Genomic DNA, 19,100 nt, shown 5'->3' on the forward strand with positions numbered 1-19,100 from the left:
TAAAGTGTTAGCATCAATGGTTTTTTATGAAAAATGACCTTACAGAAGTTTTAGAGTTATCTAATAGAGGGGAAGTGCCATCACCTCATGGTAAAGAGCAGTATATTGTTTATGGGTCTCCTGCTTCCGTTCAATCAAGTAAAGCTATTAGAGATAAATATTTAAATTCTATAAAAGAGCAATTTCAGGACCTGAAATACATTCTTACAGGTGAGATAGTGCTCGATATAGTTTGGTATGTATCTGCAAAAAATAGATATGAAACGGATGCAAAGAATGACATCGATAATTGTATTAAACCAATTATTGATGCATTTACAGGGCCTGAAGGGTTGTTCATAGATGATTGCCAATTAAGAGGACTTTACATTTGCTGGCGTCACACTGATAAGGATGAAGAAAAACTTGTCTTTGACCTGAACTTTCAAGGGGATCAATTTTCACCGAAAGAAAATCTAGCTTTTGTCCAGCTTGATGGTGCTCTATGTGTACCAGTGAATATGGATTGGCCTGAAGACTTTAAAGCTATCTTTGTGGAGTTTCTAACGAAGTCTAAAAACACAAAAGATCAATTAGAGCAGTTACGTGTGTCATATTTACAAGTCTCAGGAATCTTAGCAGGTAATCAACCGCTTCACCGAACTAGAGTGAAAGGTTTTCCCGTGTACCCACTTGATCACTTTATAAAATAAATCACTAACTTTTTTGAAGAGCTTAATAAAAAAACCGCTCTCATTTCTGAAAGCGGCTTCTCATTGCTTTACCAACCTATCCCATTAAATAGAATTACGCATCAATACGTTTGTATTTGATACGTGTTGGTGTTGCTTCGTTGCCGGTACGTTGCTTGTAGTCAGCTTCGTATTCAGCGTAGTTACCTTCGAAGAACACAGCCTTTGAATCACCTTCGTACGCTAAGATGTGAGTTGCGATACGGTCTAGGAACCAACGGTCGTGAGAAATAACAATCGCGGCGCCAGGGAAGGCCAGTAACGCGTCTTCCAGTGAACGTAAAGTTTCTACGTCAAGATCGTTGGTCGGCTCATCCAGTAGCAATACGTTGCCACCTTCTTTAAGCAGCTTCGCAAGATGCAAACGGTTACGCTCACCACCAGACAAATGCTTAACGAATTTTTGCTGATCCGCACCTTTGAAGTTAAAACGGCCGATGTAAGCACGAGAAGGTACTTTGTAGTTGTGAACTGTGATCATGTCTTGACCGTCAGAAATTTCTTCCCAAACCGTCTTATCACCATCCAATTCACGCATTTGGTCAACGTAAGCCAGTTGCACGGTTTCGCCTAACGTCACTGTGCCTGTGTCTGGCTTTTCAATGCCAGCGATCATTTTGAACAGAGTTGATTTACCAGCACCGTTACCACCAACAACACCCACAATTGCGCCTTGAGGAACAACCATGTTGAAGTCTTCTAGTAGCATCTTATGCTCGAAGCTTTTGCTCACGCCTTCGATCTCGATGACTTTCGAACCAAGACGTGGCCCTGGTGGAATGTACAATTCGTTGGTTTCGTTACGATCTTGGAACTCTTGTGAGTTCATCTCTTCGAATCGAGCCAAACGTGCTTTCGATTTAGATTGACGGCCTTTGGCGTTTTGGCGAACCCACTCAAGCTCCGATTTAATGGCTTTTTGGTGAGAGGCTTGTTGTTTCGCTTCTTGCTCTAGACGAGCGTCTTTTTGCTCCAACCAAGAAGAGTAGTTGCCTTCGTATGGAATACCGTGTCCGCGGTCAAGTTCCAGAATCCAGCCAGCTGCGTTATCAAGGAAGTAACGGTCGTGGGTAATCGCCACAACGGTACCTGGATAATCTTTCAAGAAGCGCTCTAGCCAAGCAACGGATTCCGCGTCCAAATGGTTAGTCGGTTCGTCGAGAAGAATCATGTCTGGCTTGTCTAATAGCAAACGACATAAAGCCACACGACGACGTTCACCACCAGAAAGGTGTTCAACATTCGCGTCCCAAGGTGGAAGACGAAGCGCATCGGCCGCCACTTCAAGCGCACGCTCTAGGTTGTGACCTTCTTTCGCTTCGATCAAGGCTTCAAGCTGACCTTGTTCTTTTGCCAAGGCATCGAAGTCTGCATCTGGTTCTGCGTATTCTGCGTAAACTTGGTCAAGACGCGCCATGGCGTCAATTACATCAGCAAAGGCTTCTTCAACAATGCCACGAACATTTTTAGTTGGATCAAGGTAAGGTTCTTGCTCCAAGTAGCCGATTTTGATGCCCGGCATTGGGCGAGCTTCGCCGTTATATTCTTTATCAACGCCCGCCATAATGCGTAAAAGCGTAGATTTACCTGAGCCGTTAAGACCCAAAACACCGATCTTAGCGCCAGGGAAAAAAGAAAGAGAAATGTCTTTAAGAATCTCGCGTTTAGGAGGAACGACTTTCCCAACGCGGTTCATGCTGTATACAAACTGAGCCATAAAATGAGTCACTTATTGAATGATTTGAAAGTAGGGTAAGAATAACACAGCTGTGGCTAATGAAGAATAATCTGAGCCGCACCTGTGACTACTAAAATTGCCCCTAGCCAAGCACCAAATGCAGGGCGTTGACCTGTGGTAATCCACAGTGCAGGTAAAATAAGAACAGGCACTACCGCCGACAAAGTAGTGACAATACCAACATTCGCGTTACCGATTCCCCACACCAAAATGCTCATGCCGATTACCATGCCAATGGTGGCCATTGCAGTGGCACCGATAAAATCAGCTGCTTTTAATTGCCAAATAGGCAAGGCGTCAGCTGGTTGTTTATGTCGATAAAATAACCCATAAGCAAGAATGAGAGCGATGGCGCCAGTGCTGACGCGCAATGCAGACACCGCAATAGGGTCTGCTCCATCTAATAAAGCTGGTTTGCTGAGTAACGCGCCACTGGCTTGGCCAAGTGCGCCACCTAACGCCATGAGAATACCGGCACTTAATTTGCCTTTGGTTTGCTCCCAAGCATGGTTATTGTTTCGTTTACCAAACAATATAGCGATGACAACACCAGTTAGAACCAGCCCGCAGGCGAATAATTGATTTAGCGATAAATACTCATCTAAAAATAGCCAGCTAAGCAAAATCGACATAGGTGCATTGGTTGCAAACAACACACCTGCTCGTCTGGGGCCGAGGCGATGTACAGCGCTGAATAACATGGTGTCGCCAAGAAAAATCCCCACGACGCCAGAGAGGAGAATCATCTCTGAATGTTGCCATAGTTGATCGCTAAAGCGCTGACCAACGAAACAGATAAGTAACAATATTAGGCTAGCAATAGAAATTCTTACCGTGTTGAAACGCATGCTCCCAAAACACTCGATTAATCTGGGCGCCATGAGACTAGAAACAGTCCAACACAATGCGGCAACCAAGCCAGCTAATTCTGCAAACGGCATAATTCCTCTTTAATTCCCTGCCAAGAAGAATCGAAAAAGTACATTTTTTTGAAAAGTACGTTTGTAGCTATATGTTGGCGGGATTGATATGATTTGAGCCAGAAAATGATGGCCTTTATCAAGGCATTCTTACACCAAATTAGTGATATTGGAAGCGCCATGCGATGCCCTTTTTGTGGAACTCTAGATACTAAAGTTGTCGACTCCCGTTTGGTTTCGGAAGCCGCACAAGTACGCCGTCGCCGCACTTGTATTCAGTGTCACGAACGTTTTACCACGTTTGAAGTGGCTGAATTACAAATGCCAAAGCTGATCAAAAGCGATGGCAGCCGTGAAACCTTTGATGAAGATAAGTTACGTAATGGCATCATCAAGGCGATAGAAAAGCGCCCAGTGAGCAGTGAAGCTGTGGAAACAGCCATTACTCGAATTAAAGAAAAAATGCAGGCCACAGGTGAACGAGAATTGCCTTCTCGTTGGACGGGCGAAGCGGTAATGGATGAATTGCAGCAACTCGACCAAGTGGCTTATGTTCGCTTCGCCTCGGTTTATCGAAGCTTTAAAGACATCAGTGAATTCCGTGAAGCGATTGATCGCTTAGAGAGCAACAGCGCGGAAGCATACGAATCTAAAGAAGAGAAAGAATGACAGTTTATAACCACGAATACTGGATGGCGAAGGCGATTCAACTGGCGAAAAAAGGCCTTTATACCACTCATCCAAATCCTCGTGTTGGGTGTATTTTGGTGAATGGCGATCAGTTGATTGGTCAAGGCTTTCACCTCAAAACTGGCGAAGGTCATGCGGAAGTTAATGCGTTGGCGGATGCGAAGAATAACGCGTCAGACCAAATAAAAGGCGCAACCGCTTACGTCACTTTAGAGCCATGCAGTCATCAAGGCAAAACGCCACCTTGCGCCGATGCTTTGATTAAAGCGGGTGTGAGTCGTGTGGTTTTTGGCATGCAAGACCCAAACCCTGAAGTATCAGGTCGTGGTTTAGAAAAATTAAAAAAAGCCGGTATCGAAGTCATTGGCCCTGTTTTAGAAGCGGAATGTGAAGCGCTTAATCTTGGCTTTATCAAACGCATGCGTGAAGGTTTGCCTTATGTGCGAGTGAAGCTGGCGATGAGTCTGGACGGTCGCACAGCGATGGAATCTGGTGAAAGCCAATGGATTACTGGAAGCGATGCGCGTCTTGATGTACAGCGTTTGCGTGCCCAGAGTGATGCTATCGTCACAGGGATTGGCTCTGTGTTGACGGATAATCCGAGCATGACTGTTCGTATCGATAGTGATGATCAAGAAGCGGACCCGAAAACCGTACGCCAGCCTTTACGGGTTGTGATGGACACGGCGTTGTCGATTGTTCCTGAGGCTAAGATTCTTTATCCAACGTCTCAAGCGTGTGTCTTTTCTATCGAAGAAGAAATCGAAGAAGAACATTTAGAGGTGTTGAAGAAGAAAGGCGTGACTGTGCGCTTTTCCCCTCCTGGTGAAGACGGCCGTTTGGATTTGTTGGATGCGATGGAACAACTTGCTGATGCAGGCATTAATGAAGTTTTACTTGAAACAGGTTCTGAGCTAGCTGGTGGCTTTTTACAAGCAGGATTAGTGGATGAAATCGTTGTGTACATGGCGCCTAAATTATTGGGTTCGAGTGCGCGCCCTTTGTTCCAACTGCCTTTAGAAATGATGGATGAGGCGGTGGAGTTAGAACTCAAATCCGTGCGTCAGGTTGGTCAAGATTTACGTTTGGTCTATCAACCAACGTATTTGGAAGATGACGAGTTTTAAAGGTCGTTAAAGAAAGTAATTTTCTTGCGGCTGGTGGCGAACCACATTGCTTTGTAAGCCTTTTTCTCGCTTCTTGATCTTGAGAGCAAGAAAATGATGTTTTCTTTGTGATTTTTAGAGAAGTTTGCAGAGAAACGTAGAATAAAAATTGCTATAATCGCCGGCCAAGATGAAACCTATATTTGTGCTTTGAGCCATATTGGCTTGAGGCACTGTCTAGCAGACGAACATAAGCACTACAAAACAGACGAAAAGCGTTAGCCCACAAGGCCGTATAGTCTGGATAACTGAGGCAAAAAATGAGCGAAGTGGAAACAACAAACGACCAAACTCCAGCACCGAAAAAGAAGGCGAAAAAGCCTTCGCGCTCGCAAATGCGCAGTGCTTCTCGTCGTTTGGCATTACAAGCGGTTTACCAATGGCAGATGAACCAATCTTCCGTGAGTGAGATTGAAACCCAATTCGTGATGGATCAAGACATGGCGTCTTGTGATAAATCTTACTTCCGTGAGCTTCTGCAAGGTGTGACTGCCAGCGCGAAAAAGCTAGACGGATTGTTTGAGGAATTGCTTGATCGTCCATTGAGTGAACTTGATCCAATTGAATTGGCAGTGATGCGTATTGGCGCATTTGAATTATCAGAACGTTTAGACGTTCCATACCGCGTTGCTATCAACGAAAGTGTTGAATTGGCGAAAGGCTTTGGCGCGACAGAAAGTCATAAATACGTTAATGGTATTTTAGACAAATTAGCACAACGCGTTCGTCGTGAAGAAATTGCAGCACGTCGAGAAGCGAATAAGTAATCCATCGAGTTTGATGTAACGATTACTGGAAAGCAAAAACAAGCCCTGTTATTAGAAATAATGACGGGGCTTTTTTGTGCCTGATTGTTTGAAAAATGAGTGTGTAGTTTTAGATAAATTGATGACGTTTGTGGTCAATATTATGACGGTCTTGGTTGATCTTATAAGGAGAAATAGGAATAGCGTAGTAGCAAGTGAAACCACCTAACTTAGCGCGTTTATATTGCTCGGTTTCTCTTAGGGCAAGTGAACATCTAGCGATAAAGTAAAGCATGAGGGTGGTTCATGATTCAGGTACTTTCGACAGTTTGGGCTTTATTGCTTGGGATTGTTCTTCTCATGCTTGGCAATGGCATGCATTTCACCTTGATCGGCTTACGTGGCGGAATTGAGGGCTTTTCTTCCGCTGAGCTGGCGATCATCACATCAGGTTATTATGTCGGTTTTTTATCGGGTGCACGTTTTACACCTGTCTTGATTCGTCGTGTCGGTCATGTGCGCGTATTTGCTGCGTTGGGCAGCTTTATGTCCGCAGGCTTGATCTCTTTCCCTTTGTTAACGGACCCTTGGGCTTGGACGCCGATACGTTTGTTAATAGGCTTTTGTATGTCGGGCATTTATGTCGCCGCAGAAAGCTGGTTAAACGACTCAGCGACGAACGATACACGAGGCAAGGTTTTATCGGCTTATATGATTGCTCAAACGCTTGGCATTATCGGAGCGCAAGGGTTATTAACTTTGGGTGATGCCAGCACTTCTGTTTTGTTTATTTGTGCTTCTATTCTGGTTTCTGTTTCTTTTGCTCCGATTCTTTTATCTGCGGCGGCCGTTCCTGCGGTACAAGTCGCTAAGCCCATGCCGCTTTTAGCTTTATTGAAAGTCTCTCCGTTGGGCGCGGTTGGAATCTTTTTATTGGGCAGTGTTTATGCAACACAATCTGGTATGGGAGCGGTTTTTGGTAGCCAAATAGGGCTTTCTGCGAACAGTATCGCTTTATTTGTTGCCATGTTGTTTGCTGGCGCTTTGGTGATGCAATATCCAATTGGTTGGTTGTCTGACCGTGTGAGTCGTAGCAAGTTGATTTTCTGGTTGTCCTGTATTGGCGGAGCCTCTTGTGGTTTTGGTTGGATGAGTCAAGAAGCCTTTTGGCCCCTTATGGCGTCGGCCTTTTTTGCTGGTGGTGTTTCAACGCCACTTTATGCTTTGTTTCTCGCTTACACGAATGACTCACTTTCCCCTAGTGAGATGCCAGCCGCATCCGGCGGACTGGTTTTTGCTTTTGGTGTCGGTGCGATTTCAGGACCATTATTGAGTGGCTGGTTCATGCAGGTGTTTGGCCCTAGTGCTTTTTGGTTAGTGATTGGCGTGACGTTTTTAGGGATCGCGAGCTTCGCTGTGTACAGCATGGCTCAACAAGAAGAGGAAGTCGCAGTAGAAGATACAGACAGTTATCTTGGTGTTTTACCGACAACCTCAACAGTGGCCGTTGAAGCCGCCAGCGAATGGGCGATAGACAATGCAGAGCATCAAGCGGAAGAGGAAGCCTTGCAGGAGGAGCAACAGAGTAGCCATTAGTTATCATCCTTATGATCACAGCTTGTGGCGTGATCATAAGGATGGATTGGTCTCAATTACTTCAAAGCAAAAGTTACTTCAAAGCAAAGTTATTTCAAAGTAAACGCGGATAAGTCAGTTTGCAGGTCTTCCGCAATAGCGCGAATATTATTGCTGTGGCCTTGTGTCTGATCGGCTTGTTCTAAGGTTTCCGTTGATGCCGCTTGAAGAGACTCAGCATTTTGGCGGATTTCGCTAGATGCCACGCTTTGCTCTTCGGTTGTGGTGGCAACGTTATGAACACCCGCTTCAACCGCTTTAATGGACTGATTGATTCGATCTAACAGTTGGCCTGCAGCAATGGCTAATTCGACACTTTCCGATACTTGTCCTCGTCCTTGCTCCATCTCTTTCACCGCAGAATGGCTGTTTTTCTGAAGTGTTTCGACGACTTTTTTGATTTCCTCCGTCGATTGTTGAGTACGTTGTGCAAGTACTCTCACTTCATCGGCAACCACCGCAAAACCTCGACCTTGTTCGCCTGCACGGGCGGCTTCAATAGCGGCGTTTAAAGCGAGTAAGTTGGTTTGCTCGGCAATTTCATTGATGACATTAACGACAGAGCCGATATTTTTAGAGCTGTCTGCAACATCGCCAATGGTGTCGGATGCCTTTCCAAAAGCAGACGACAATTGGCTCACTGTGTTTTCGACCGATTTAACTGCTTTGTGGCCTTCTTCAGTTGATTCTCGAACCGTTAGGGCTTCCTTCGACACAAGGTGAGCGCTGTGAGATACGTCCTGTATGGCGGTTGATATTTGAGTGACCGCAGAGCCCACTTGAATGCTGGCGTGTTGGCTATTGGTCGCGCTGTTACGTAAATCCACATTGGCGTCAGTTATCGACTGAGTTGATGCTAATAAGGCTTGGCTAGAACGCTGAACCTTGGTCACCAGTGAGACTAAATTGTCTCGCATGCGAATGGTGTCGTTTTGCAAAATATCAATTTCGTTTTGGCTGTCTTTGTCCCTTGGCGCAGGGAAATGGAAAGCAAGGTTACCTTGACCTAATTGTCCTAAACCACGGGAAATATCTTGCAGAGGTTTTAGGGCTCGACGTATCAAAAACCATAAAATACTGGTGAGAACCAAAGACGCAATCGCGGCAATGCCTGCGATCAGCCAGACGATGCTGTCAATGTCAGCTTGATATTCATCTTGGTAGGACTCCAAAGTAACCACCCAATTCCAACCCGGTACGGTTTGGAAAATCGCTTTGGAAACGCGTGCTGAGTTGGTGCTTTGGTTCGGTAATGTATATGTGACAACCCCTTCAGTGTTTTCATACATTTGGTTGAATGCATTGAGAATATCAGGATTGTTTTGATGCAGAGCCAAAAGATTTTCACCTTCATTTGAAGGGTGAATGAGCAGCTCTCCTTTATGGGCTCCAGAGTCAGAAACAAAAATATAACCGTCTTTACCAAACAGCATTTTGCTCACAGACGCTTTCAGTGGCGTTAATACTTGGGCGTATGGAACCAGCATTTCGCTGTAAAAACCAGACAAGTTAGATAGGGGAGAATAAAGCGCTATGTAGTCAGCACCATTCAAAGATACTTTGCCAACGAACTTTTCATTCTTTTGTATCGCAGCAAACGCAGGTGCGTTTCTGTCTAGTATTTCGGGAATGTCTGCCTGTGATCGAGCAATACGATAAAGTTGATCACCTTTTTTATAAACAAGGCTACTGCCCAGTTTTGAGGTTTTGGCAAAGTTTTTCATGAAGGTGCTGTGGCCGTTCAGCTTTTGGTAGCGAAGCTGCAGCGACGGTAAGTCAACGCCTTGGACTTGAACTGGCTTGTCTTCAAAAATTTGTAAGTCTTTTAATTGGTTGTTTAAGAAGTCGCTGCTGTCTTGCAGAGTCGATTCTAGAGTGTAGTAAACCTCTGATAATTGATTGGCAACCAGTTCCGTTTCTTTCAGTTGATGAGATGTCACTATGTCGTTGATTTTGGCACTGAAAAGCTGATTGATGAACATCATTAACACAATGAAAACACTGGAAACAAAAATGAAGGTTCCAATGCCCAGTTGTTTTGGTAGGGCGATTTTACGGATTATTAATAACATATATTTGCCATCCTTCTGTTGTCACTGCTGACGAGGATAAGAAAACTAATAATCATTTGGTGTCCTTATTAAAGCGGTATGTTGCCTTGTTATTTTGGCTGTCAGATTTCTTTTTTAATCAAGGGAACGACGAGTACGGGAATACGAGAGCGCGACAAAACATTTTTTGCCACACTTCCTAAAAAGGTTTCCACGAAGCCTTTTTCATGGGTTCCCATAACAATTAAGTCTGCAGATATTTCTCGTGATTTTTTCAAAATGGCTTCCATCGGGAAGGATTCAATGACTTCAAGGGATTTGATTTTGTTGCGTACAATACGGTCTTCTTCTGGGACGCTTTCCCAGAACTCATCTTGTCTTTGTTGTAGTTTTTCTTTTGCTTGCTCTTTACGAGCCTTAAGCATGTCTTTGCGTTGAGAGTCGTCCATCACATAGGTTTCTAATGTCATTTTTGCTTCGCTAGAAAGCTTTTCGACGACATGTAAAATGTGGATTTCGGCGTCTGTGCTTTTGGCAAGAAAAGCCGCGTATTTAAAGGCTTCTTCAGCGCCTTTTGAAAGGTCAGTACTGTATAGAATTTTATTAATCTGGAGCATGATTGAAATCCTCTTAAGAAAAGCGCCTGCATGAATAAGATTAAGAGAGGGTTGTGCTAATCAATAACCTAACAATCTGGATTGAATCAGTGTGATAGATGAACAAGGACAGAGTGTGTTTTTAAATCAATGCTTTATATTTGAAGCACCGCTAATGAAAAAAGGCCAAGTGTTACCACTTGGCCTTTTTCGTTTTTTAGATTTCTTCGCGACCTAAAAGGTTAAGAAGCGCATTGATCTTTTCAACACCACCAACTTGGTCGAAGAATTCAGGCCAAACACCTGCTTGCGCACGTTTTACCCATTCGCCTTCGTCTTCCAACTGGTCGATTTGCATGTCGTATTTAGACACAAGCTCTTTCTTAATGCCTGCTTCTTGTTCTTTGATCCAAGATAGGCTGTAAGCTGTCGCTTCTTTACCAGCTTCTAAGATAGCCGCTTGAACACTTGCAGATTGATCTTGGAAAACAGACTCAGAAATGATGAGAGGCTCAAGTTGGAACATGTAGTGAGTCTCTGTTAGGTATTTCTGGATCTCAGCGAATTTCATTGAGTAGATCGCTGCATAAGGTGTTTCTTGTCCATCAACCACTTTTTGTTGAAGGGCTGTAAAGGTTTCAGACCAAGCAACTGGCGTTGGGTTGATGCCTAGAGATTGGTAAGTTTTGATGATCAAGTCACTTTTAGGAACGCGAACAAACAAACCTTGAAGGTCATCGATCGTTTTCACTGGACGCTTCGAGTTAGTAAGCATACGGAAACCAGAGTAGCTCCATGCTACTACACGTACACCAGCGTTGTTGATCGCGTCTTCTACAAGCTCGTCAGTAATACCGCTGTTGATTACGGTTTCAGCTTGGTCGATGTTTTCAAAAATGTAAGGTAGAGAGAAGATTCCCATGGATGGGCTAAATGGCGCCAAGTTGTTGCTACCAAGAATCGACATGTCCAATGTGCCAAGAGAAACATCGTTCACTGTTGCTTGCTCAGAACCAAGTTGACCGTTTACAAAAAGATCTGCACTGTATTTGCCGTCTGTTTTTTCAGACAATAATTCTGAGAATTTTAAGCCCAATGCTTCTTGAGCACTGCCACCGCCGTCACCAACTGCCATTTTCCAAGTTGCTGCAAAAGTGTTTGCTGATAACACTAGACCTGCTGTCAGTGAAAGCGCTTTTACTAGTCTGCTTTTATGCATTTCTTATTACCTCATAGGTTATTACAGTTCGAGTTTTTTAGTCGTTTGATTCTTTTTTTGAACAGTGCTTATAAAGTACGATTCTGGAAGCCGCTCTATGACTGTTTCTGGTGCTTTGTTCAGTTTGGATATTTGTATCTATCACTCGATTATTAGTTTGCCTGTATATCTTTGGCAGCAAATAGAACCAGAAATCAAAATTGTTAGAACCAGTGGATAAGGTAATGATTGTTTAGGGTTTTTGCTTAAGATTCAAAGTATATCGATGAAAATTCCGCACCTATTTGGTGCGTTTTTTATATGGCGATAATCTACTGTTTTTATTGGCAAAGGGGAGAAAAGTTAAGAGCGCTTAATCTTGTGCATGGGAAGCTGTGACCCATTATGGACGTAGTTTTTGTGTATAAATGCACCAGCAAAATTTTTTTAAAGAAAGTTCTATTTAAGCGTTAATTTTTTGTAGAAACTCGCTTCTTTTTACAAGAAAGCGATGAAAACCACATCCATACCAATTTGTAAGTCTGCACAAAACGAAACACTTCGCTCTATTCTTAATGATATTTTTAGCGTTATTGGTTGATATTGAAGTGTGTCGTTTGAATCGGCATGCCTTCATCAGGCTTCACTCAGCAGCGCATTAGATAAAAAAGAGTACAATGGCTAGGGAAGGTGAGATTAAGTCTTCTGAACTTCAGTCTTATCAGAGAGACCGTTTCTCTGAAAGACCCGAAGGGCGTGGGCTAAACCCTTTTTATTCTTTGTTAAGCTTCTTGCCAATATGTTCAATATTGGACTGCGAAGCTTGCCTCGAATAATAAAGGTTTATCCACACGCTGAAGCCAGTGGACTTGTTCGCACCTTCCCTGGAATAGGATAGACCGAAGGAATTCAACAATGATCCGTTGTCACGAATATGATCTGATTGAAATTGTTTGTATGCACCGTTATCCCATCCGTTTAACCATGAAAACAGGTGAGGCTCTGGAAGGCATCGCTATGGATACTCAGCGTAATGAAATGCGAGAAGAATGCATCAAGATGAAGGTGGATGACCTAGAGCAGCTGGTGGTTTTAGATCATCTCTTTAAGCTAGAAGTCTGTGTTGAAAATCCGCATTTTTATGAGGTGATTTTTAGTGAATAAAATTCGGATTATCTTTGATATGGATGGCTGCTTTACAGGGAACCCGTTATCATGCGAGGTATCAAGGCAGCTATGTAAGCTTGTCTCATACTTTTAGGATCATAATGAAAAAGAACTTTGTTTTGTCTCACCCAAAAAAGCCATACCAGCGCCTCATTGAAGAAGCAAAGAATGAAGTGAAGAAGTACATCAAACAAGAGCGTACAAAAGCTTTGCCAGAAGGTGCGGACTTTTGGGGATTCAATTGCAAATTTGGCCAAACAAAAGACAAAGCCAGAGTGATTCATGAAGGTGATATCAACACCAATATTAGCTCAGCACAGAGCCAGCATTGGAAATCGTTTTACCTTGAAGTGATCGCCACACCAAAGCAGCGAATGAAGCGAGTTGATTCCTAAAAGGAACTTCTGACTTTAGTACTATGATCTTGAGAATGGAAACAAAGAGGCATTGAATTGAAAGAATTTGAGTTAATACAAAGCATCTTTCAAGCTTCCGTCATGGCAAATGTCCAGCAGCGCGACGATATTTTGCAAGGTATTGGCGACGACTGTGCTCAGGTGGAAATACCACAAGGGCAGAGCTTGGTGTTTTCCATGGACACCTTAGTAGAAGGCCGTCATTTCCCATTTGATGCAGACCCTGTAGACATTGGTTATCGCGCAGTAGCTACGTGCGTGAGCGACCTTGCTGCGATGGGCGCCAAGCCCGCCTTTTTCACCTTGGGATTAACCATTCCAGAATCAGACCCGCAATGGCTCGCTGGATTAGCGCAAGGCATGGCTGAATTGGCTGAGCCAATTGGTTTGGCTTTGGTCGGTGGTGACACAACAAAAGGCCCGCTGACCATTACACTTCAAGTGCATGGTTATGTGGAACCAGATAGGGCTGTTTTACGGTCTGGCGCAAAAATCGGCGACGACATTTACGTGACAGGTTTACTCGGAAATGCAGCTGCAGCTGTGCCGATTGTCACTGGTGAGTTGCAAGTATCGAGTGAGCGATTTGATTATTTCTACGAACGCTATTGGCGTCCTCAACCTAGATTAATTGCCGGAATGGCGCTGAAACGCGTTGCCCACGCCATGATGGATATTTCAGATGGCCTTGCTCAGGATATTCAACATATATTGAAAGCATCGGGCGTTGGTGCCAACCTAGACGCGCATTCTTTACCTATCTCCGCCGAACTAATGAAATGGCAGCCAGAAGCCGCTATGACATTGGCATTAACGGGTGGTGACGATTACGAATTATGTTTTACCGCACCAAAATCTCAAGCCGCTGAAATCGCTCTTATTACTCAAACACTAAGCTTGCCTTGCTGCAAAGTGGGCGAAATCGTAGAAGAAGGTTTTCGCATTCAAGGGTACAATGGCGAGATCAGCGGATGGCAACATTTCTAACCAAAGTCGTGTTGTACTCTGACTAAATCTATCGAAATACATTAGAAAGGATATTCCCATGGCAAACTCTGCTCCAGCATCGGTGTGGCGTAACCCGATACACTTTTTGGCTTTTGGCCTTGGCTCTGGTGCCGCACCGAAAGCACCGGGAACGTTTGGAACCTTGGCCGCCGTGCCGCTTTACTTCTTTTTTTACAGGACTTAGCCAGTGTCGAATATCTCGCCATTCTTGTTGTGACATCATTGGTCGGTATTTATCTTTGCGGAAAAACCTCTAAAGACCTTGGTGTTCATGATCATTCTGGGATTGTTTGGGATGAGTTCGTTGGTTACTGGATAACCATGTGGCTCGCGCCAGCAGGATGGTTTTATATCGTACTTGGCTTTGTGTTATTTCGCCTATTCGACATATTAAAACCTTGGCCGATTTCTTGGGTAGATAAGCATGTGCATGGTGGCTTTGGAATCATGCTAGATGACATCTTAGCCGGTCTTATGTCGTTTGTGGTTCTACAAGCCTTGGCGTACTTTGTTTTTTAGTTTTAAAGGGATCTGTTTACTTTAACCAGATCCCTTTATCTTTTGGCCTAACGCTCCACTGGAATGGGCTTATTCAACTCTTTACGTTTTCTCAAGGATTCGTAAAAAGGCGCATAAGTTGGTCTGTCGATGTATTTGCCATCACCAGATTGAGCGAGCAAGGTGTTGTTATGCCACGCTAATTTGCCATTACAGATGGTTGTTTCAGGCACACCATGAATTTCCATCCCTTCAAAGATACTGTGTTCAATATTGGAATGATGAGTTTTGGCAGAAATGGTTTTGGTAGCTTCTGGGTTCCAGATGACCAAATCCGCGTCTGCGCCAACACGAATACAGCCTTTATTTGGGTACATATTGAAAATCTTCGCCGTATTGGTGGAAGTGAGCGCCACAAATTCGTTCGGTGTGATTTTGCCTTCGTTCACGCCTTTTTCCCATAGCACCATCATGCGTTCTTCTACGCCCGCGGTGCCGTTTGGAATCATGGCGAAATTGTCTTTGCCCATGGCTTTTTGTTCAGCACAGAAAGCACAGTGATCGGTTCCTGTGGTTTGCAAGGTGCCGCTTTGTACACCATGCCATAATGCATCTTGGTGTTTTTTGGGTCTGAACGGAGGGCTCATCACATGCGCAGCCGCCGTTGCCCAATCCGGGTTTTGATAAACGCTGTCGTCAACGGTTAAATGCCCTGCCAAGACTTCACCGAAGACAGTTTGACCATTGTTTTTCGCATAACGAATAGCATCGACGGCTTCTTCTGTGGAGACATGTACTAGATAGATTGGCGCGCCCAATGTATTGGCAATACTGATTGCACGATTAGCCGCTTCGCCTTCTACAGATGGCGGACGAGAGAGAGGATGTGCCTCTGGGCCAGTCATGCCTTCCGCCATCAATTTGTTTTGCAAGTGATACACCAACTCGCCATTTTCTGCATGAACCGTTGGTACTGCGCCTAATTCTAAGCACTTAGTAAAGCTTGAGACGAGAATATCGTCTGTGGCCATAATGGCATTTTTGTATGCCATGAAATGTTTAAAGCTGTTCACACCATGGTCTTTCACCAAGATTTCCATTTCTTCTGCAACACTGTCTTCCCACCAAGTAATCGCCACGTGGAATGTGTAGTTGGAATGGGCTTTTTCCGCCCATTCGCGCCATTGTTTATAGGCTTCCAATAACGATTGCTGAGGGTTTGGAATCACGAAATCGATAATGGTTGTGGTGCCGCCAGCCAGCGCCGCGACAGTGCCAGAAGCGAAATCGTCTTTCGCTACGGTCCCCATAAAAGGAAGTTGCATGTGAGTGTGTGGATCGATACCGCCTGGCATAATAAGTTTGCCAGTGGCATCAATGATTTCTGCGTCTTTTGGTATATTGCTAATGCTACCAATTTCGACGATTTTGTTGTCTTTACAAAGAATATCCGCTTTGAAGGTTTCTTCGTGAGTGACGATAGTGCCACCTTTGATTAGTAGACTCATGGCCGCCTCTTTAAATAAAAATGAATGGGGTTATTAATAATAAAAATCAGCGACACAGAGGTGCCGCTGATGAACAAACCATTAAGAAGACATTGCACTAGCTTGTTTTGCTGAACCTGCTTGCATGTTGGCAAGTAGGAAATAAGCAACGGCACCAGTGAAAGCGCCTGTAAACCAGCCGTAGCTGTAGAACCAGCTCAATGCTGATACGTTTAAAGCAAGAATGGTAATAGCAACTGGAATGGCGAAAGCCGCTAAACCAGCCACGTTGAAAGATGGGTATAAGCTATTTGGTGTGTAAAGTGCGACCAAATCCAAATGCTGACGCTTGATGAAGAAGTAATCCACAATCATGATGCCTGCAATTGGCCCCAACAAGCTTGAGTAACCCAACAGCCAGTTTGAGTACATGCTCTCCACGCTCACATCAGATTCCAACCAGCCCATCTTCTTAAGCAGCTCCCAACCCATAAGCAGAATACCAACCAAACCAGTCAGTAGAACGCCACGAGTGTGGTTAATGTATTTCGGTGCGATGTTTTGGAAGTCGTTTGTTGGAGAAACGATATTCGCCGCAGTGTTTGTTGAAATCGTTGCGATAATGATCAGAACCATCGCAATCGCCACCCAGAATGGGCTATCAATTTTACCGATTAGGGAAATTGGGTCAGAAATGGTTTCGCCAACTAAGGTTGTTGAAGCAGCTGTCAACATCACACCCAAAGCGGCGAAGAAGAACATAGTGACAGGCAAGCCGATGATCTGGCCAATCACTTGGTCTTTTTGAGTTTTCGCGTAGCGGCTGAAATCAGGAATGTTCAAAGACAAGGTTGCCCAGAAGCCAACCATTGCTGTTAGACCACCAAAGAAATAGCCCATAAAGCCGGCTTCTTCAGGACGGTTTGCCGGAATAGCAAGCACTTCAGATACAGACACTTTACCGCCAGCCCAAAGCATCAAGCCAACACTGACGATCAACAATAGTGGAGCAGACAAAGTCTCTAACCATTTGATGGATTCAGAACCGCGAATAACCACTACCATTTGCAGCGCCCAGAATACGAAGAAGCCAATCACTTCACCAACGCCGCCTAAACTTGCCCAGCCAGAAGAAATTGCAGACAAGAATAAATGAATTGCCAAGCCACCAAACATGGTTTGAATGCCGAACCAACCACAGGCCACAAAGCCACGAATCAGACAAGGTATGTTGGAACCCACAATGCCGAACGACGAGCGCAATAGCACAGGGAAAGGAATACCAAATTTAGTGCCTGGGTACGCGTTCAATGTCAGTGGAACCAACAAGATCACATTAGCAATCAAAATGGTAAAAAGGGCTTCCATCACGGAAAGACCAAAGTAAGCGGTTAATACACCACCTAATGTATAAGTCGGTACACAAATTGACATACCAACCCATAACGCGGCGATATTCCATTTATTCCAAGTACGATCTTTGATTTTCGTTGGTGCTAAATCGTCGTTATATGCCGAGCTTTGTTTGAGGTCGGAATCGACCTCTAACTCATAAAACTCGCCTTGTTGAATAGACTTACTGGTCATTGTTGTTCCCCTTTTTCTATTTTTGATTCACTGATTATTTTTTCTCAGTGTGATTTATTAATGTTGTTTAACCTTGTTCTTTCGCGATGCGTTCACTGGCTTCTAACATGGTGTGTAAAAGCACATTGGCGCCAGCGGCACATTCTTCTGGTGAGCTGTATTCTGCTTCGTTATGGCTAATGCCGTTTAAACAAGGTGTGAAAATCATTCCGGTTGGGACTAAATCTGCCATGTAACAAGCGTCGTGACCTGCGCCCGCGTAAATGTCCATGTGGCTGTAACCAAGTTTTTCGGTTGCCGCTTTTACATCGTCCGAGGCGTTGAATTCCACAGGTGCGAAATACCAGAAAGGGTCGAGTTTGACTTCCAAATCGTGCTCTTTTGCGATTTTTTCACAAAAGGCGGTCAGCTCTTCATGCATGGTTAATAAAACATCTGGGCGAGGGTTGCGCAGATCGGCGCTGAATTTCACATTGCCCGGAATCGTGTTACGAGAGTTTGGCCACACCTGCATAAAGCCAACCGTGCCTAAGCCGTTTTCATGGCGAAGGGCGATGGCGTTCATTTCAGTGACAATGGCAGACGCGGCTAACATGGCGTCTTTACGCAAATGCATTGGCGTTGTGCCTGAGTGAGAAGGGCGACCGATGACTTCCACGTTGTACCAGCGAATGCCTTGTCCAAGGCGTACGATGCCGATGGATTTCTTTTCATCTTCTAGGATTGGGCCTTGCTCAATATGCGCTTCGAAAAAGGCGCCCATGTTACGGCTACCCAATTCCATTTCGCCTAAGTAACCAATGCGTTCTAGCTCGTCGCCAAGGCGAATGCCATTCACATCGGTTTTGTTTAATTCAGTTTCTAGGTCAAAGCGACCAACGTAAGTGCCAGAACCTTGCATGGCCGGTTGGAAGCGTGAACCTTCTTCGTTTGTCCAAACAGAAAACTCCATTGGCGTTGGTGTTTCAATGTTGTTTTCATGAAGTGTTCTAAGAACTTCAACGCCAGAAAGCACACCGAAAACACCATCAAATTTACCGCCTGTTGGCTGAGTGTCTAAATGGCTACCTGTACCAACAGCAGGTAAATCATTATTCTTTCCAGGGCGACGGGCAAAGATGTTGCCTATCTTGTCGACTTCCACTTCACAACCGCAGGCTTCACACCAAGAAACAAAAAGGTCACGGGATTGTTTATCAAGATCTGTACCTGCCAGTCGGTTACAGCCGCCTTTCTCCGTACCGCCAATTTCTCCCATTTCCATTAATGAGTCCCAAAGGCGTTGTTCATTTATACGAAGGTCTTTCATGGCTTTCTCCTAATACCGATGCAAAATCATTTACCAAAAGGTAAAAAATACAGCTAAAAAAATTTAAGATAACTTGTCTTTCTGGTCAGCAATAAGCAGGCCAAGTTTTAATCAAAAGCGAATAGAAAGACTCGTTTGATTCATATAAGTGTGTTAG

The 19,100-nt window shown here is 44.4% G+C and carries 18 protein-coding genes and 1 pseudogene; 10 read left to right on the plus strand and 9 right to left on the minus strand.

Features of this window, described 5'->3' with window-relative positions; translation table 11 throughout:
- Positions 1-26 precede the first annotated feature (26 nt).
- Positions 27-692 carry a RusA family crossover junction endodeoxyribonuclease gene (locus AC0L46_RS10110; RefSeq protein ID WP_473503319.1) on the plus strand — a complete coding sequence of 222 codons (666 nt, stop codon included), beginning with the start codon at positions 27-29 and terminating at the stop codon, positions 690-692.
- 94 nt (positions 693-786) lie between these two features.
- Here AC0L46_RS10110 and ettA read toward each other — a convergent pair whose 3' ends face one another.
- Positions 787-2,448: an energy-dependent translational throttle protein EttA gene (gene ettA / locus AC0L46_RS10115; protein WP_473503321.1), complete on the minus strand. Its 1,662-nt coding sequence runs from the start codon at positions 2,446-2,448 to the stop codon at positions 787-789.
- 56 nt (positions 2,449-2,504) lie between these two features.
- The gene (locus AC0L46_RS10120; protein ID WP_473503323.1) at positions 2,505-3,410 is read right to left on the minus strand and encodes a DMT family transporter; all 906 of its coding nucleotides are present in this window, start codon (positions 3,408-3,410) and stop codon (positions 2,505-2,507) included.
- A gap of 159 nt (positions 3,411-3,569) precedes the next feature.
- On the opposite strand from AC0L46_RS10120, the gene nrdR reads away from it, so the two are divergent.
- From nrdR to nusB, 3 genes are all read left to right on the plus strand, one after another.
- Complete coding sequence (gene nrdR / locus AC0L46_RS10125; RefSeq protein ID WP_414681707.1) at positions 3,570-4,058, plus strand: transcriptional regulator NrdR; 489 nt, start codon at positions 3,570-3,572, stop codon at positions 4,056-4,058.
- Complete coding sequence (ribD, locus tag AC0L46_RS10130) at positions 4,055-5,206, plus strand: bifunctional diaminohydroxyphosphoribosylaminopyrimidine deaminase/5-amino-6-(5-phosphoribosylamino)uracil reductase RibD (protein WP_473503325.1); 1,152 nt, start codon at positions 4,055-4,057, stop codon at positions 5,204-5,206. Before nrdR ends, ribD begins: the two co-directional genes overlap by 4 nt.
- 299 nt (positions 5,207-5,505) lie before the next feature.
- Positions 5,506-6,012, plus strand: coding sequence for a transcription antitermination factor NusB (gene nusB, locus AC0L46_RS10135; RefSeq protein ID WP_347984197.1), 507 nt, complete (start codon positions 5,506-5,508; stop codon positions 6,010-6,012).
- A 109-nt stretch (positions 6,013-6,121) separates the two neighbouring features.
- Here nusB and AC0L46_RS10140 read toward each other — a convergent pair whose 3' ends face one another.
- On the minus strand, positions 6,122-6,286 hold the full coding sequence (locus AC0L46_RS10140; RefSeq protein WP_473503327.1) for a hypothetical protein: 165 nt from the start codon (positions 6,284-6,286) through the stop codon (positions 6,122-6,124).
- Positions 6,287-6,297: 11 nt separating this feature from the next.
- Between AC0L46_RS10140 and AC0L46_RS10145 the strand changes: the two genes are divergently transcribed.
- A complete protein-coding gene (locus AC0L46_RS10145) occupies positions 6,298-7,587 on the plus strand; it encodes an MFS transporter (RefSeq protein WP_414681710.1) in 1,290 nt (429 codons plus the stop codon).
- 89 nt (positions 7,588-7,676) lie between these two features.
- On the opposite strand, the gene AC0L46_RS10150 is transcribed toward AC0L46_RS10145, so the two are convergent.
- From AC0L46_RS10150 to AC0L46_RS10160, 3 genes are all read right to left on the minus strand, one after another.
- Positions 7,677-9,698 carry a methyl-accepting chemotaxis protein gene (locus AC0L46_RS10150; RefSeq protein WP_473503329.1) on the minus strand — a complete coding sequence of 674 codons (2,022 nt, stop codon included), beginning with the start codon at positions 9,696-9,698 and terminating at the stop codon, positions 7,677-7,679.
- A gap of 101 nt (positions 9,699-9,799) precedes the next feature.
- Positions 9,800-10,294 carry a universal stress protein gene (locus AC0L46_RS10155; RefSeq protein ID WP_473503331.1) on the minus strand — a complete coding sequence of 165 codons (495 nt, stop codon included), beginning with the start codon at positions 10,292-10,294 and terminating at the stop codon, positions 9,800-9,802.
- Positions 10,295-10,490: 196 nt separating this feature from the next.
- Positions 10,491-11,492 (minus strand): TRAP transporter substrate-binding protein, encoded by a 1,002-nt coding sequence (locus AC0L46_RS10160; RefSeq protein ID WP_414681713.1) that lies wholly within the window; start codon positions 11,490-11,492, stop codon positions 10,491-10,493.
- A gap of 97 nt (positions 11,493-11,589) precedes the next feature.
- Between AC0L46_RS10160 and AC0L46_RS10165 the strand changes: the two genes are divergently transcribed.
- The 5 genes and pseudogenes from AC0L46_RS10165 (at position 11,590) to AC0L46_RS10185 (ending at position 14,581) form a co-directional block, all read left to right on the plus strand.
- Entirely contained in the window at positions 11,590-11,712 is a 123-nt protein-coding gene (locus AC0L46_RS10165; protein ID WP_473503334.1) for a hypothetical protein, read from the plus strand.
- A gap of 674 nt (positions 11,713-12,386) precedes the next feature.
- Positions 12,387-12,635 (plus strand): Rho-binding antiterminator, encoded by a 249-nt coding sequence (locus AC0L46_RS10170; protein WP_473503336.1) that lies wholly within the window; start codon positions 12,387-12,389, stop codon positions 12,633-12,635.
- A 104-nt stretch (positions 12,636-12,739) separates the two neighbouring features.
- Positions 12,740-13,033, plus strand: a complete 294-nt coding sequence (locus tag AC0L46_RS10175; protein ID WP_473503338.1) for a DUF6172 family protein — start codon at positions 12,740-12,742, stop codon at positions 13,031-13,033.
- 57 nt (positions 13,034-13,090) lie between these two features.
- Complete coding sequence (gene thiL, locus AC0L46_RS10180) at positions 13,091-14,041, plus strand: thiamine-phosphate kinase (protein ID WP_473503340.1); 951 nt, start codon at positions 13,091-13,093, stop codon at positions 14,039-14,041.
- Positions 14,042-14,099: 58 nt separating this feature from the next.
- A pseudogene (locus tag AC0L46_RS10185) lies at positions 14,100-14,581 on the plus strand (phosphatidylglycerophosphatase A family protein).
- A gap of 47 nt (positions 14,582-14,628) precedes the next feature.
- Here AC0L46_RS10185 and hydA read toward each other — a convergent pair.
- From hydA to AC0L46_RS10200, 3 genes are all read right to left on the minus strand, one after another.
- On the minus strand, positions 14,629-16,068 hold the full coding sequence (gene hydA / locus AC0L46_RS10190) for a dihydropyrimidinase (protein WP_473503342.1): 1,440 nt from the start codon (positions 16,066-16,068) through the stop codon (positions 14,629-14,631).
- An 81-nt stretch (positions 16,069-16,149) separates the two neighbouring features.
- Positions 16,150-17,634 (minus strand): NCS1 family nucleobase:cation symporter-1, encoded by a 1,485-nt coding sequence (locus AC0L46_RS10195; protein WP_414681721.1) that lies wholly within the window; start codon positions 17,632-17,634, stop codon positions 16,150-16,152.
- Positions 17,635-17,701: 67 nt separating this feature from the next.
- Complete coding sequence (locus AC0L46_RS10200; protein WP_473503344.1) at positions 17,702-18,943, minus strand: allantoate amidohydrolase; 1,242 nt, start codon at positions 18,941-18,943, stop codon at positions 17,702-17,704.
- Between the last annotated feature and the right edge of the window lie 157 nt (positions 18,944-19,100).

The organism is Marinomonas sp. 15G6-16 (assembly GCF_055809555.1).

What these genes read in the sequence shown, in the direction of transcription:
- AC0L46_RS10110 (WP_473503319.1), top strand. Translation starts at nt 27, where the DNA reads ATGAAAAATGACCTTACAGAAGTTTTAGAGTTATCTAATAGAGGGGAA.
- ettA (WP_473503321.1), bottom strand. Translation starts at nt 2,448, where the DNA reads ATGGCTCAGTTTGTATACAGCATGAACCGCGTTGGGAAAGTCGTTCCT.
- AC0L46_RS10120 (WP_473503323.1), bottom strand. Translation starts at nt 3,410, where the DNA reads ATGCCGTTTGCAGAATTAGCTGGCTTGGTTGCCGCATTGTGTTGGACT.
- nrdR (WP_414681707.1), top strand. Translation starts at nt 3,570, where the DNA reads ATGCGATGCCCTTTTTGTGGAACTCTAGATACTAAAGTTGTCGACTCC.
- ribD (WP_473503325.1), top strand. Translation starts at nt 4,055, where the DNA reads ATGACAGTTTATAACCACGAATACTGGATGGCGAAGGCGATTCAACTG.
- nusB (WP_347984197.1), top strand. Translation starts at nt 5,506, where the DNA reads ATGAGCGAAGTGGAAACAACAAACGACCAAACTCCAGCACCGAAAAAG.
- AC0L46_RS10140 (WP_473503327.1), bottom strand. Translation starts at nt 6,286, where the DNA reads ATGCTTTACTTTATCGCTAGATGTTCACTTGCCCTAAGAGAAACCGAG.
- AC0L46_RS10145 (WP_414681710.1), top strand. Translation starts at nt 6,298, where the DNA reads ATGATTCAGGTACTTTCGACAGTTTGGGCTTTATTGCTTGGGATTGTT.
- AC0L46_RS10150 (WP_473503329.1), bottom strand. Translation starts at nt 9,698, where the DNA reads ATGTTATTAATAATCCGTAAAATCGCCCTACCAAAACAACTGGGCATT.
- AC0L46_RS10155 (WP_473503331.1), bottom strand. Translation starts at nt 10,294, where the DNA reads ATGCTCCAGATTAATAAAATTCTATACAGTACTGACCTTTCAAAAGGC.
- AC0L46_RS10160 (WP_414681713.1), bottom strand. Translation starts at nt 11,492, where the DNA reads ATGCATAAAAGCAGACTAGTAAAAGCGCTTTCACTGACAGCAGGTCTA.
- AC0L46_RS10165 (WP_473503334.1), top strand. Translation starts at nt 11,590, where the DNA reads ATGACTGTTTCTGGTGCTTTGTTCAGTTTGGATATTTGTATCTATCAC.
- AC0L46_RS10170 (WP_473503336.1), top strand. Translation starts at nt 12,387, where the DNA reads ATGATCCGTTGTCACGAATATGATCTGATTGAAATTGTTTGTATGCAC.
- AC0L46_RS10175 (WP_473503338.1), top strand. Translation starts at nt 12,740, where the DNA reads ATGAAAAAGAACTTTGTTTTGTCTCACCCAAAAAAGCCATACCAGCGC.
- hydA (WP_473503342.1), bottom strand. Translation starts at nt 16,068, where the DNA reads ATGAGTCTACTAATCAAAGGTGGCACTATCGTCACTCACGAAGAAACC.
- AC0L46_RS10195 (WP_414681721.1), bottom strand. Translation starts at nt 17,634, where the DNA reads ATGACCAGTAAGTCTATTCAACAAGGCGAGTTTTATGAGTTAGAGGTC.
- AC0L46_RS10200 (WP_473503344.1), bottom strand. Translation starts at nt 18,943, where the DNA reads ATGAAAGACCTTCGTATAAATGAACAACGCCTTTGGGACTCATTAATG.